We start from the raw sequence: 13944 nt of genomic DNA on the forward strand, positions 1-13944 counted from the left end.
ATGCGAATATTAATGGTTTCTATGAACTCTATTCATTTTCAACGCTGGACCAATCAGTTAATAGATGGTGAACATGAGGTTTTTTGGTTCGATATTAAAGATGGAGCGCAAGTGCCAAGTTTATCTTGGGTGAAAGCGTTTCAAGGTTGGAAACAAAAATTCCCTAATCTAAAAGGAAGACACTTTTTAAAGAATAAACTTCCTAAAGTTTATAAAGCCTTAGAAAATGATACCGCAAAAGCATTCGAAAGCGTACTGTTGGATGTGCAACCGGATGTAGTACATAGTTTTGTACTCTATATTTCTTGTACGCCAATTTTAAATGTTATGAAAAAGTATCATGCTTTAAAATGGGTTTATTCTTCTTGGGGAAGTGATTTGTATCACTTTAAAGAGTTGCCAGAATATAGAAAAGATATTGAAATGGTGCTGCCAAGACTAAATTACTTGTTTACAGATTGTAAACGAGATGTGCAATTAGCAAAAGACTTAGGGTTTAAAGGTGAAGTTTTAGGAACGTTTCCTGGAGGAGGAGGTTATGATTTTTCAGTTTCAGATAAATATATACAAACACCAGTTTTAGAGCGTAAGATTATTTTGGTTAAGGGTTACCAAGGAAGATCTGGAAGGGCAATAGAAGTGTTACAGGCTTTAGAATATATAACCGTGGAACTCTCTCATTATAAAATTGTTGTTTTTGGAGCAGATGTAGAGGTTCAAAGTTATATTGCGAGCAGTAAAAAACTTCAAGAATTACATTTATCTGTGTATTCAAAATCTAAGTTCCTTAGTCATGAAGTTATTTTAGAACTCATGGGAAAAGCTCTAATTTATATAGGTAATAGTAATTCTGATGGTATGCCAAATACCTTATTAGAAGCCATTTCTATGGGGGCTTTTCCAATACAATCTAATCCAGGTGGCGCAACAGCAGAAGTAATTACGCATAACAAAAATGGATTGCTAATTCAAGATTGCGAAAATATCGAAGAAATTAAGATACACATTTTAAGAGTTTTAGCTCAGACAGATGTAATAGAAGAAGCTTTTAAAATAAATCAAAACCACGTGAAAGGTGTTTTTGAAAGAGAAACAGTGAAACAAAATGTGTTATTAGCATATAATTTAGTATTAAAACAAAACAAATGATAAGTCATAAGCATAAATGCATTTTTATTCATATTCCTAAATGTGCTGGTACTACAATTAAATATTTATTATTTCCCGATGAAGTAATTAGTTGGAAAGATGTAGATTATGATAAACTACATGGTTGGTGTCCGGAGCGAAATTTTTTTATGCAACACGCTACTGCGCATCAATTATTGGAAACAGGTTTGGTAAGTGAGGAGGTCTGGAATAGTTATTGTAAATTTACTTTTGTTAGGAATCCATGGGATAGAGCAGTTTCAGATTACTTTTGGATGATGAATGACAGAAAAGTAAAAGATAGCTTTAAAAATTATTTATTAAAACAAGGGCGATTTAAAGCTATATTAAACGATAAAAGTAAGTTGTATTATCGAGGTGATCACACAATACCCCAAACAGATTTTTTTGATACTGAAGGTCATTTGAAAATGGACTTTATAGGTCGTTTTGAAAATTTTAATGAAGATTTAGCTCTTATTTGTAAAAGAATAGGTTTAATGAATACAACCAATTTACATATTAATAAATCCAAAAAAAAGAAAGTGCATTACTCTAATTATTATACAAAGGAATTAATGACCGTATTTAATCAATTTTATAAAAATGATATCGAACAATTTGATTATCAATTTGAGGACAATAAAGAACGTTTTTTTAATTTAAAAAAAAGCTTGGGTTTTTATGCTTGATGCACCCAAAAATATGGTAAGCGTATTTGTTTTGGCTTATAACCAGGAGGCTTACATTGGGCAAACTATAAATTCCATACTAAATCAAAAAACATCATTTCCAATTAATATTGTTATAGGTGAAGACTCTAGTACAGATAATACTTTAGGTGTTATTAAAAGTTTTCAAAAGGGAAATACTGAGAAAATAAAAATAATTACTTAAGAAAATAATATTGGATTAATAAGAAATTTTGTAAGAACAATAAAAGAATGTGATGGCAAGTATATTGCTATTTGTGATGGAGACGATTTTTGGGTTGATGAAAATAAATTACAAAATCAAGTTGATTTTTTAGAGGCTAATAATGATTTCTCAATAGTATTTACGAATAAAAACGATTTATATGAAAACAATGTAATTGTACCTCCCAAAGTTGATAAATTAGACGTTTCAGAATTTAAGGATTTAGTGAAAGGTAATTATATAGCTTCTGTAACGACTCTTTTTAAAAATAATTTTAATCAAAAAGAAATACCAAAATGGATAGAGAAATATCCTTATGGCGACTGGCCAATTTATTTGTTAACGGTAAATGACGGCTCTAAAATTAAGTTTTTAAATCAGATTACTGCTAATTATAGAAAGGATATAGGTATTTCATCTAACATGAGAAAAAATGCGATAATGGTTAGTATAACCAATCTTAGTATTTTAAAAGACATGTATCACGACAAAACTTTTTTTAATAATAAAAGAGTAATAAAAGAAAGTATAGTAAATCATGAGATACAAGTAATGAGTGCTTTTATTAATAGTAAACAATTTATAAAAGCAACTGTATTATTTATAAAACTTTTGCCTAATACTAATTTTTCGGATCTATCAAAACGGTTTTTAATGACTTTATACAGAAGTCTTTATTAATAAGTTACCTTTATCTTATTTTTTTATAGTTTCATGCCTAAAAAATGTATTTTAGCACATTGTAAAAAAAAGCAACACTGTTAAACCAATGAAAAAAATAGGATTCATTCCACTGCGAAAAGGTTCAAAAGGCATTCGCAATAAAAACAAGCGTAAAATGGTTGGAAGACCTTTGTTTACTTGGGTTTTAGGTGAGGCTATTTTTTCGGAATTGGATGAAATTATTGTTTTTACAGACGATCAAGATATTATAGATTTTATTGGTAAAGAATACCCATGGACCACTAAAGTAAAAGCACACTTAAGAAGTAACGAAAGTGCAAGCGATACAGCATCTACAGAAATGGCAATGCTTGAATATTGTGAGTCTATACATTACAATTTCGAGGTCTTTTGCTTATTGCAGGCGACTTCTCCTTTTACAAAGAGAGAAAATATAAATGATTGTTTAAAGGCTCTTGATGGGGATTCTGACTCTGCTTTAACCGTCGTAAATACACATCGTTTTCTTTGGAATACTAAAGGTGAAGCGCTAAATTATAATCCGCAAAAACGGCCTAGACGTCAAGATTTTGATGGGTTATTAATAGAGAATGGTGCTGTATATACAACCACAAAAGCGGCGCTAAAAGCACATAAGAATAGAATAGGAGAGAAAACAGCTCTTGTGAAAATGCCTGAAGATTCGCTATTAGAAATAGATACAGAAACAGATTGGATTGCAGTAGAGCAATTACTAATTGAACGACAGAAAAGAGAAAAACAAGCCGCACAAATCACACATGTTGTTTTAGATGTAGACGGTGTCTTTACAGATGGAACAATAACCTATACTAAAGATGGAGAGCATACCAAAAGTTTTGATATGCGTGATGGTATGGGATTAGAAATCCTTAGACAATTTAATGTTAAAGTGCTGGTTATGACTTCGGAAAACTCTGAATTGGTAGCCAAACGGATGCGGAAATTAAATATTGAACACGTGTATTTAGGCGTAAAAGACAAGTACAGTTTACTGCAGAATATATTGAAAGAAGACCACTTATCGATTAAAAATTTCGCGTACATTGGAGACGATGTTAACGATTTGACGAATATATGTAGTGTTGGCTGGGCTCTAGCGCCAAATAATGCCACAGATACTGTAAAGCAACATGCCGATGTCGTGTTGTCTAAACCATCAGGAGCTGGTGCAATTAGAGAAGCTTGCCAGTTTATTTTGAACTATAATAAAAGATTTTAAAAAATATGAATACCTATAAAAAACCATACATTATTGCTGAGATTGGTTGTAACCACAAAGGCGAAATGGAACTTGCTAAAGAACTAATTAAAGTCGCTAAAATCTTCTGTAATGTAGATGCTGTGAAATTTCAAAAACGTAATAACAAAGAGTTATTAACTAAAGAACAATATAATGACCCACATCCAAATCCTTTAAATTCTTATGGTGATACTTATGGAGCGCATAGGGAATATTTAGAATTCGATGTCAAGGAACATCAAGAATTAAAAGACTATTGTGAAGACATAGGCGTTACCTATTCTACTTCAGTATGGGATGTGACATCTGCAAAGGAAATAGCAGCATTGCATCCAGAATTTATAAAAATACCGTCGGCTTGTAATAATAATACTGCCATGTTAGATTGGTTGTGCAAAAACTATAAAGGAGAACTTCATATTTCAACAGGCATGACAACCAAAGAGGAGATTGACGCTTTGGTTAACCTGTTTAAAAAGCACAATAGAAATAAAGATTTAGTGCTTTATAATTGCACATCTGGTTATCCAGTGCCATTTAATGATGTCTGTTTATTAGATATAAACCTCTTGTTAGATAAATATAAAGATGACGTAAAACATATTGGCTTTTCTGGACACCATTTAGGAATTGCAGTAGATGTTGCCGCCTATACTTTGGGTGCAAATATTATAGAAAGACATTATACAATAGATAGAACGTGGAAAGGGACAGACCATTCAGCGTCTTTAGAACCTATGGGTTTACGTAAGCTATCTAGAGACTTAAGAGCCGTTCACGATGCTTTAGCTTTTAAAAGCCAAGACATCTTACCCATTGAGCAAGTGCAACGCGATAAATTAAAAAACCAAAAAGGATAATATGTTTTCAAGCCAAACCATGAGGTTATTTTGGTGGAATGAAAAAAAACTTCAAGGTAAAACCAAAGAGAATTATGGTGACCTTTTGGGTTTGTATTTAGTTGAAAAAATCTCTGATAAAAAGGTGGTTTGGGCTAATCCTTCAAAATTTTCAATTGCCAATTTTTTTAATCCTATTTATGTTACTATCGGAAGTATATTAACGCAAGTAACCACGAATTGTATTGTTTGGGGTTCTGGTATTATTTCTAAAGACTATAAAATAAAGGAGGCTAAATTTTTAGCCGTTCGTGGTCCACAAACGAGAGCGCATCTTTTAAGTCAAGGATTTAATGTGCCGGAAATTTATGGCGATCCTGCATTATTATTGCCTAGGTTTTATAAACCTGAAATTAAAAAAAAATATGCTTTAGGCATTGTTCCACATTATAAAGATTTTAGTTTCATTTCCGAAAAGTTTGGGAATGATGATGGTGTTTTAATTATCGATTTATTGACTAACGATATTGAAGAAACAACAAATCAGTTTTTACAATGCGAAGCCATTGTATCGTCTTCTTTACATGGTATTATTGTAGCCCATGCTTATGGTATTCCTGCTGTTTGGCAGAAGTTTTCAAACGATGTTTTTGGAGATGATATTAAATATCAAGATTACTTTGAGTCTATAGATTTAAAACCTTATAGTTCTTCTGTTTTAAATAAAAAGAGTACTATTGAAGATTTAAAAGCACTGCTAAGCGAAAAACCTAGTGTGCCAAAACCAGAAATAATAGATGCATTGTGCGATGGGTTAATGCGTATCTGTCCATTTAAAAATGAAATTGAAAATGGCTAAAAAAGTATTCGTTTTTTTTCCAGATGGTGTAGGTTTAAGAAACTTCGCGTTTACCAATTTTAAATCTATTGGTGAGCAAATGGGTTTTGATATTACCTATTGGAATAATACTATTTTTTCATTAAAAGATAATCTGGGATTTAAAGAAGTTAAGATTGAAGATCACACGGCTCACAAATTATTACCAATGTATACAAGAGCAAGAAAACGTGCAGAATTAAATGTGTCTCGAGATAAGTTTAAGGACGACGTGTACCCTACATATAAGTTTCCTTTTAGTTATAAAGGCCTAAAAAACACTTTTAAAACACTGTATACAAAGTGGCTTATTGGTTTTTATTCTTCAGAAAAAGGAATAGTTAAGCTTCGTAATAAAATAAATGCTTTAGAGCGTTCTACTTCAAAATATAAATACTGTAAAGCACAATTAGAAGAACATAAACCAGACCTCGTTTTTTGCACTACACAACGTGCGACACAATCTATAAGTGCAATGCTTGCTGCTAAAGATTTAGGGATTCCTACTGTTGCTTTTGTCTATTCTTGGGACAATGTACCTAAAGCCATGCAAGTCGTCGAAACCGATTACTATTTTGTGTGGAGTAATTTAATGAAGGCCGAAGTTTTAAAATATTATCCTTTTGTAAAAGAGAATCAAGTTATAGTTACCGGAACACCACAGTTTGAACCACATTTTGATGATGCTTTAAAACAGTCTCGTGAAGCCTTTTTTAGAGACTATAACTTAGACATTAATAAAAGATACATTTGTTATTCTGGAGACGATGAAACCACATCACCATTAGACCAATACTATCTTGAAGATTTATCAAATGTAGTGCGAAGTTTAAATGCTAAAGGCGAAAATCTTGCAATTATATACCGTAAGTGTCCAGTCGATTTTACAAACAGATACAAGGCTGTAATTGAAGCAAATATAGATATTATTGAAGTTATAGATCCAATATGGAAACCTGTTGGAGGGCAATGGAATCATGTATTGCCAGCAAAGGAAGATTTTAAATTATTGTATAATGTTTGCGAGCATAGCGCCTTTGTAACCAATGTGTGTTCTTCAACCGTATTCGATTTTGTAGCACATAAAAAATCCTGTATTTATTATAATTACGAGCAACCACAACTTAAAAAAGGCATTAGAGATATAGGACAGAATTATGAGTACGTGCATTTTAGATCTATGCCAAGCAAAGAAGCAGCTGTATTCTGTGAAGATAAAAAAGATTTAGAAGGTCTTGTGAAGTCTATTTTAGATGGGAAAACATCTAATGTCTCTCCAGGTTTACAATGGTTCGAAACTATTGCAGGAAAAGAACCAAATAAAGCTTCTGAATATATTTGGGAAAGCATAAAATCTATTTTAAAATGAGTCAAAAACAAACAATAATTTTTTCCAATTCTTATAGTCCAAGAACGGGGCATAATTTTGCTTCTGAAGCATTAAAGGTATTCACTGATCATGAGGTTTTGGCACATGCTAGAAGCGAGACTAGGTTGTCGAACTTTTTAAAAGGATATAAAGAGTTGTACAATTCCATTCATTTTAAATCTGACAGAGATTTTTTTGATACCATAATACTTAATGACATAAGATCAAATATTATAAAACATTCAGAAAGTAACTATATATTGATAAAAAACACGTCTTTTGAAGGTGTTAAACATATACCAGAAGTTTTTCCTGATGACATTCATATTTTGCTTTTAAGAGACCCCATAGATACTTTTAACTCCCTTTTTAAGGCAATGAATCTTAATAAAATGGGACATAAGTACTGGATAAAGAAAATAGGGAAAGTGTTAGGGGTTTATCCATATTATTTCTGTCGAAAAGTCAGCATGCAAATTATAAAAGATTTACCCGATTTCAGTAAGTTTTATGTTGTTAAATATGAGGATCTCGTAAAACAAAATATAACGGTTTTAGAAGCTTTAAAAAAGAAATTTAATACTCCAAAAAGTATAGAACAAATTATAGAAGAACTAAGCAGTATTAAAGTCATTAACTCTTCTTTTTTTGAAGAAACTGGAGCAAAAGGCATATGGGAATCAAAAGAAATAACGAAAGGTTTTAACCCAATTAATAGAAAGAAAAATTCATTTTTAATAAGAACGGGAATTGCATTAGGAGCTAAAGAATTAAAAAGCAAATTGGGTTATTAGGGTTTGTAACTATAGTAAATAAAAGAAAGACCTCATTTTAATGTAAGGGTTTAGATAGTAACTAAATAAAAGAATCTACAATCGATTATTACCAGATATTGAATAGTGATTCTCTAATTGTAGACGTTGAGGTCTTTAGATATGGAAGTTTAGATAATAGTAGCTATTATTTGATACTTGAAAATCTAAAAAAAAAATTATTATTGTTGCACTGTTTAGTTTTGGCATTTATTTATACATAGATTTTTGGTATGTTGCGTTCCGTTTTAATCCTAATCTTAAAATATTATTGGTAAATACAAAAATGTCAGATTCTGCAACTAGTAATAAAGAGTAATCTGTTTTTGATTTTTATATATTGAAAATTTGAGTTAGTAGGTATGAGCTTTAATAAAAAATATTGAATAATAAAGAGGCTTTCTCGGCTATGATTTTCGAGTGTCATGATTTAGAAAGAAAATACGAATTGGTTTACGATTTTATCAAACAGTGTAGGACTACTTTTAAAGTGGTATACTTGAATATAAATTTTTGTAAACGGACGGGATAATAGTTTGGAAACTAGTCTTTAAACACATTAAAATATAGGTAATGCACATAGGTTTAATAACATCAGAATATCCACACCCTAAAGTTGTACATGCTGCAGGTATTGCAACGAGTATAAAAAACTTAGCAATTGCATTAGTTGAAAAAGGAGTTAGAGTAACAGTATTTGTATACCATCAAGATGAAACTACTATTTTTGTTGACCAAGGCGTAACCGTTCATTTAATACAGAAGAAATCATATCGGTTTTTGGGTTGGTATTTGTATAGAAAACATCTTCAGAACGATATAAATGCAGTCGTAGAAAATCAGGATATAGCTATTTTAGAAGCTCCAGATTGGACTGGAATTACTGCATTTATGAAATTTAAAGTGCCTTTAGTCATTAGGTTTCATGGTAGTGATGCTTATTTTTGTAAACTAGATAATAGAAAACAAAAATTTAAGAATTTTATGTTTGAGAAAAAAGCATTAAAAAGCGCTTCAGCATTTATAGCACCGACAACTTTTGCTGGTTTGGAAACACAGAAAATTTTTTGTCTAGATCATAAAAAAATAAAAACTATTCATTATGGATTACAATTAGATCATTTTGTAAACAAAGCACCAGACCAATTTGAAGCAAACACGATTCTTTATATTGGTACCATTATAAGAAAAAAAGGCGTTTTAGAATTAGCGGCCATTTTTAATAAAGTAATAGACACAAATCCAGAAGCAAAATTGGTTTTAATAGGAGGAGATGCACCGGATATTAAATCAGGAAGTCTCTCTACTTATAAACTAATGGAAGGGGTGTTTTCTAAAAGTGCAAAGTCTAATGTAAGCTATTTAGGAAAAATACCTTATACTGAGGTGAAAACACAAATAGAAAAAGCACATGTTTGCGCATTTCCATCCTTTGCAGAAACTTTAGGTATGGTAACTATAGAGTCTATGGCATTACAAAAACCTGTGGTTAATACTTGTATTGGCTGGGCGCAAGAATTAATTGATGATGGTGAAAATGGTTTTTTAGTACATCCAACAAATATCAATTTATATGCTGAAAAAATTGGTATGCTTTTAAACAATACAACTTTGTGTGCAACAATTGGAGAAGCTGCAAGAGTAAAAGTAGAACGTACTTTCAATATAGAAAAGCAAGCCAATAAAAATATAGATTTTTATAAAAAAATTATAGATGCTCATACTTTTTCATAAAAACAATAGAGTTGTAGAGGTCGTCGACAGTGTTACTAATACTTTGATAACGTTTTTGGACCAAGAACCAACAAAGGTGTTGTTTTCTCTAGCATCAAAATTCCCTAATCGTATTATTGTATGGAGCCACCTGGCGTATAAAGGTTGCATTGATACTATGGTTGTAAAGTCCCATTTTAATTCAAATAACAGTATGATTTCCAATAGTAATTCTACTTATTTTGGAGATGCTATTGGCTATGTTGAAGATACTCCTTTTATTAATATCAACAAAAAAGTTAAGTTTCCTACTTGGTTAATGCACAGCGATTGTGGAGCAATTTATGGTGAGGTATTGCTAGTGTTTCGAGAGCAAATAAACTTTAAAAACAGTTTTAATTATACTTTAAATAGCATAGCTAAATTAGGAATAACTAATGGGTTATTTTGTTACTTTTCTCCCGATATTGTAATTGGTAATAACACTAACGCTATAGGAAATAAGGCGTCTACATCAGAATTGTTTCAATTTGTTAAAGAACATTTTAAGGCAAAATGGGTGCTTTTGTTATTTATTAATTTATTAATTTTCGAAAAGAAAGTTGCACTTCTTTCATTAGTAAAAAGCTTGTTTTATAACCAAAAAAGGTTAGCAAATAATATATCGTATAATACAAATAAACCGAGTCTTAATGCTGATGTTACATTGTCTGTGCTTATTCCAACGCTTGGAAGAGCAAAGTACTTGCAGGATGTCTTGAAAGACTTAGCCAACCAAACGTTAAAGCCTAAAGAGGTCATTATTATCGAACAAGATGATAGTGAGAGTATAAAAACGGAATTAGAGTATCTAAATACAAAAGACTGGCCATTTAAAATAGTACATAAATTGATTCCTCAAACAGGAGCTTGTAATGCAAGAAACATAGGTTTAAATTTGGTGACTTCAGATTATGTTTTTCTAGCAGACGATGATATTAGGTTTGATGAAAACACAATAAAATCTTCTTTAAAGTTTATAAAAGAATATTCGCATAAAGCCATCACACTTAGTTGTCTTCGTGAAAACGATATTGAAAAAGTTAAAGTGCCTATCCAATGGCTCTCTTTTGGCTCTGGTTGTAGTATTGTAGAAGTGAAGGCTATAAAAAACGTGAATTTCGACATGGCTTTTGAGCATGGATTTGGCGAAGATAGTGATTTTGGAATGCAATTGAGAAACAAGGGAATAGATGTTATTTACGCACCTTTGATACGGTTAAAACATTTGAAAGCGCCAATAGGAGGTTTTAGAAAACCTTATATTAGACAATGGGAAAAACAAGTTCAAAAACCAAAACCGTCTCCTACGGTAATGTTTTTTAAGTTAAAGCATCAAACAGTACAGCAGCTAAGAAGCTATAAAATCACTTTGTTTTTTAAATATTATAAAAATCAAGCGATTAAGAATCCTTATAAATACTATAGACAATTTAAAAAGAATTGGAAACTCAGTATCTACTGGGCTGAACAATTAAAAAGTTTAAATAATTAAAATGAATTTCTCTCTAATTATTTGTACCTACATGCGTTCTCAGCCATTGTTAACACTGCTAAACTCTGTGAATAAGCAGGCCTTATATCCAAATGAAATTTTAATTATAGATGGCTCCACAGATACTAAAACTGAAAGTGTTTTAATTAAAAACAGCTTTAATAACTTAAAATATTTTAAAGTGGATGACGTTCATCGCGGTCTAACAAAACAACGTAATTTTGGAATAAGTAAAGCGAATATAGCTTCTGATATTATTTGTTTTTTAGATGATGATACTGTTTTAGATTCAAAATACTTCGCAACTTTAATGGCAACCTATGTGACTTATCCAGAAGCCTTGGCAGTTGGTGGTTATATAACAAATGAAGTACAATGGGAAACTGCTAAAGAAGAGAACTTGATTTCAAAATTTTATTTTGATGGTTGGCAACGTAAAGAGCCTTCTCGTTTTAGAATGCGTAAAAAGTTTTGTTTAGAACCAGATACTGCTCCTGGATTTTTGCCTACTTTTTCGCATGGACGCTCCATAGGCTTTTTGCCACCTTCAGGTAAGATTTATGAAGTTGAACAGCTTATGGGAGGTGTTTCATCATATAAAGCATCAATCTTTAAAACTCTAAGTTTTTCGTCTTATTTTGAGGGTTATGGTTTGTACGAGGATGCCGATTTTTCCATCCGTTTAGCAAAAACAGGAAAACTTTATATAAATACTAGTGCACAGTTATGTCATTATCATGATGGTTCCGGTAGACCAAACCAGTATAACTATGGTAAAATGGTGATAAGAAATGGGTGGTATGTTTGGAGAGTTAAGTATCCAAATCCCACTTTAAAATCACAATTTAAATGGCATGCCACTGCTCTTTTATTAACGAGTGTTCGCTTTATAAATGTGATAACTAGTAATAAAAGAAAAGAAGCGTTATCCGAAAGTTTGGGTAGAGTTGTAGGATGGTTATCTTTACTATTAAATAAGCCTCAAAAAAAAAATAAAATGAATTATACACAAATATTAAATTTACCACATAAAGTAGTCCTACATTTTAAAACTTTAGGTTTTCAGGGTGGTATGTTGCTATTTAAGAGATATATCAGAAAAAACAATAGCTTTAAAATTTTACTTCCTAAATATAAGGCACCAATATTTCTCAGAAATAACACTTCAGATATTGGTGTGTTTTATCAAATGTTTTTGTCAAAAAGTTATAATATTGGCATAGACAATTCGCCTAAAGTAATTATAGACTGTGGAGCAAATATTGGGCTTTCAACGGTGTTTTTTAAAAACAAGTTTCCAGATGCGCAAATTATAGCTATTGAACCTGAAAAATCAAATTTTGATATGTTAAAAAAAAACACAAAATTTTACACGAATATTCATTGTCTTCATAACGGGATCTGGAATAAATCCACAAACTTGAGTATAGAAGATGATAATCTTGGGCATTGGGGCTTTACCGTTACCGAAGTAGACTTTGAAAATGAAAATACAATTTCCGCAATTTCTATAAATGATATTATGATTGAATTTAATATTAAACAGATAGACATTTTAAAGATAGATATTGAGGGCTCTGAGAAAGAATTGTTTGAAAAAGATTTTGAAAATTGGCTAAGTATAACAAAAGTTTTAATAATAGAATTACATGATGGACTTAAAAAAGGTGCTTCTAAATCCTTTTTTAAAGCAATAACAAAATATGATTTTAGGATGATCAGAAAAGATGAAAATCTAATATTTTATATGAACTAATAAAGGAATGAATTTTTTATGAAATTAGAAATATCGACTTGGACCCATCATTTAAATCAGTTGTTATACTCCTATTTTTACTATTGTAAAAGTACAAAAACAGCCTTTAATCTTGTTTTTAATAAAAATGTGAGACACAATGGAGCAGTGTTGTTTATAGAGAATAAATCAGCATTTTTTGATTATTCAGATGATGTTTTGTTTTTGGACTCAACAAATAGTTACGATTATTATTTTAAAAGATCTTTAAAAGAAGAAGATGTTAAAGCGAACGTACATACTTTAAATTTTAATCTTTTAATTAGTTATAAGAGTCATTCTTTTTTGCTTAATTTAAATCGTGATTTCTTTAGATTTAAGCCTAATAGAATGGAAATATTTAGAGCTTTAGATAAATACGCACTATTAACAAATTCTGCTCATGGGATTATAGATTCGCGAAAACTACCATTAGAAGTGAATGACCATGGTGGTAATATAATATTTCATACAAGATTGTGGAATGCAGAGAACCATCCAAATGAAGAAGAAAAGTATAGAAGAAGATTACAGAATGATTTTAGAATAAATGCTTGTAGAATTTTAAAAAATAATTTTGAGAATGTTTCTGTTGGGTTATTTTCAGATAAATTATCTCAAGAACTAGCACCAGATATTTTATTAGATAATACCCATTCCAAAAAAAAGAATTATTTAAAAAATTTGAAAGGATTTAATATTGGAGTTGCTGACGATGGACTAAAGGATACACCAGGTTGGAAAATAGGTGAGTACCTTCTTTTTGGTAAAGCTGTAATTACAACACCTATTAATGTAACATTAGATCATTTTATTGAAGGAGTGAATTATGAAAAACTATCTTCTCGATCAGCATATGAGGATATTCCTGAAAGAGTAGAAAATTTATTAAAGAATAAGAAGTATTTAGAAGTTGGAAAAAATAATTTAGATTGGAGTAATAAATATTTACACCCAAAAAATTATTTTGAAAGAATAATAACGATTATAAATTCGGATACTGTTAAATGATAC

12 protein-coding genes and 1 pseudogene are annotated in these 13944 nt (G+C 30.7%); all 13 read left to right on the plus strand.

The features are described 5' to 3' along the window. The 13 genes and pseudogenes from RH82_RS01775 to RH82_RS01830 all read left to right on the plus strand — a co-directional run bounded on the left by RH82_RS01775 (position 1) and on the right by RH82_RS01830 (position 13941). Positions 1–1149, plus strand: coding sequence for a glycosyltransferase (locus RH82_RS01775; protein ID WP_034057543.1), 1149 nt, complete (start codon positions 1–3; stop codon positions 1147–1149). After that, positions 1146–1841, plus strand: a complete 696-nt coding sequence (locus tag RH82_RS01780) for a sulfotransferase family 2 domain-containing protein (RefSeq protein WP_034057545.1) — start codon at positions 1146–1148, stop codon at positions 1839–1841. Before RH82_RS01775 ends, RH82_RS01780 begins: the two co-directional genes overlap by 4 nt. Before the next feature lie 13 nt (positions 1842–1854). Then, a pseudogene (locus tag RH82_RS18720) lies at positions 1855–2199 on the plus strand (glycosyltransferase family 2 protein); the annotation flags it as partial. A 93-nt stretch (positions 2200–2292) separates the two neighbouring features. Then, positions 2293–2748, plus strand: coding sequence for a hypothetical protein (locus RH82_RS17600; protein ID WP_052158158.1), 456 nt, complete (start codon positions 2293–2295; stop codon positions 2746–2748). Between the two features lie 88 nt (positions 2749–2836). Then, the gene (locus RH82_RS01790; RefSeq protein WP_034057546.1) at positions 2837–3991 is read left to right on the plus strand and encodes an acylneuraminate cytidylyltransferase; all 1155 of its coding nucleotides are present in this window, start codon (positions 2837–2839) and stop codon (positions 3989–3991) included. 5 nt (positions 3992–3996) lie between these two features. Then, positions 3997–4872 (plus strand): N-acetylneuraminate synthase family protein, encoded by an 876-nt coding sequence (locus tag RH82_RS01795; protein ID WP_034057547.1) that lies wholly within the window; start codon positions 3997–3999, stop codon positions 4870–4872. Positions 4873–4891: 19 nt separating this feature from the next. After that, a complete protein-coding gene (locus RH82_RS01800; protein WP_241147984.1) occupies positions 4892–5710 on the plus strand; it encodes a polysaccharide pyruvyl transferase family protein in 819 nt (272 codons plus the stop codon). Continuing rightward, entirely contained in the window at positions 5703–7097 is a 1395-nt protein-coding gene (locus RH82_RS01805; protein ID WP_034057721.1) for a glycosyltransferase family protein, read from the plus strand. Before RH82_RS01800 ends, RH82_RS01805 begins: the two co-directional genes overlap by 8 nt. Then, positions 7094–7891 carry a sulfotransferase gene (locus RH82_RS01810; RefSeq protein ID WP_034057551.1) on the plus strand — a complete coding sequence of 266 codons (798 nt, stop codon included), beginning with the start codon at positions 7094–7096 and terminating at the stop codon, positions 7889–7891. Before RH82_RS01805 ends, RH82_RS01810 begins: the two co-directional genes overlap by 4 nt. Positions 7892–8482: 591 nt before the next feature. Further along, positions 8483–9643 (plus strand): glycosyltransferase family 4 protein, encoded by a 1161-nt coding sequence (locus RH82_RS01815; protein ID WP_034057552.1) that lies wholly within the window; start codon positions 8483–8485, stop codon positions 9641–9643. Then, positions 9624–11156 (plus strand): glycosyltransferase family 2 protein, encoded by a 1533-nt coding sequence (locus RH82_RS01820; RefSeq protein WP_034057553.1) that lies wholly within the window; start codon positions 9624–9626, stop codon positions 11154–11156. The genes RH82_RS01815 and RH82_RS01820 overlap by 20 nt, the downstream gene beginning before the upstream one ends. Before the next feature lies 1 nt (position 11157). Continuing rightward, on the plus strand, positions 11158–12912 hold the full coding sequence (locus tag RH82_RS19060; RefSeq protein WP_081979156.1) for an FkbM family methyltransferase: 1755 nt from the start codon (positions 11158–11160) through the stop codon (positions 12910–12912). 18 nt (positions 12913–12930) lie between these two features. Beyond that, on the plus strand, positions 12931–13941 hold the full coding sequence (locus tag RH82_RS01830) for a hypothetical protein (protein ID WP_034057556.1): 1011 nt from the start codon (positions 12931–12933) through the stop codon (positions 13939–13941). Positions 13942–13944: the final 3 nt, after the last annotated feature.

Origin of the sequence: Lacinutrix jangbogonensis (genome assembly GCF_000797445.1) — a bacterium.
GTDB lineage: Bacteria > Bacteroidota > Bacteroidia > Flavobacteriales > Flavobacteriaceae > Lacinutrix > Lacinutrix jangbogonensis.

Bases quoted from the DNA above. Each gene is read 5' to 3' on its own strand.
- RH82_RS19060 (WP_081979156.1), top strand. From the start codon at position 11,158: ATGAATTTCTCTCTAATTATTTGTACCTACATGCGTTCTCAGCCATTG.
- RH82_RS01775 (WP_034057543.1), top strand. From the start codon at position 1: ATGCGAATATTAATGGTTTCTATGAACTCTATTCATTTTCAACGCTGG.
- RH82_RS01790 (WP_034057546.1), top strand. From the start codon at position 2,837: ATGAAAAAAATAGGATTCATTCCACTGCGAAAAGGTTCAAAAGGCATT.
- RH82_RS01815 (WP_034057552.1), top strand. From the start codon at position 8,483: ATGCACATAGGTTTAATAACATCAGAATATCCACACCCTAAAGTTGTA.
- RH82_RS01830 (WP_034057556.1), top strand. From the start codon at position 12,931: ATGAAATTAGAAATATCGACTTGGACCCATCATTTAAATCAGTTGTTA.
- RH82_RS01795 (WP_034057547.1), top strand. From the start codon at position 3,997: ATGAATACCTATAAAAAACCATACATTATTGCTGAGATTGGTTGTAAC.
- RH82_RS01805 (WP_034057721.1), top strand. From the start codon at position 5,703: ATGGCTAAAAAAGTATTCGTTTTTTTTCCAGATGGTGTAGGTTTAAGA.
- RH82_RS01800 (WP_241147984.1), top strand. From the start codon at position 4,892: ATGAGGTTATTTTGGTGGAATGAAAAAAAACTTCAAGGTAAAACCAAA.
- RH82_RS01780 (WP_034057545.1), top strand. From the start codon at position 1,146: ATGATAAGTCATAAGCATAAATGCATTTTTATTCATATTCCTAAATGT.
- RH82_RS01820 (WP_034057553.1), top strand. From the start codon at position 9,624: ATGCTCATACTTTTTCATAAAAACAATAGAGTTGTAGAGGTCGTCGAC.
- RH82_RS01810 (WP_034057551.1), top strand. From the start codon at position 7,094: ATGAGTCAAAAACAAACAATAATTTTTTCCAATTCTTATAGTCCAAGA.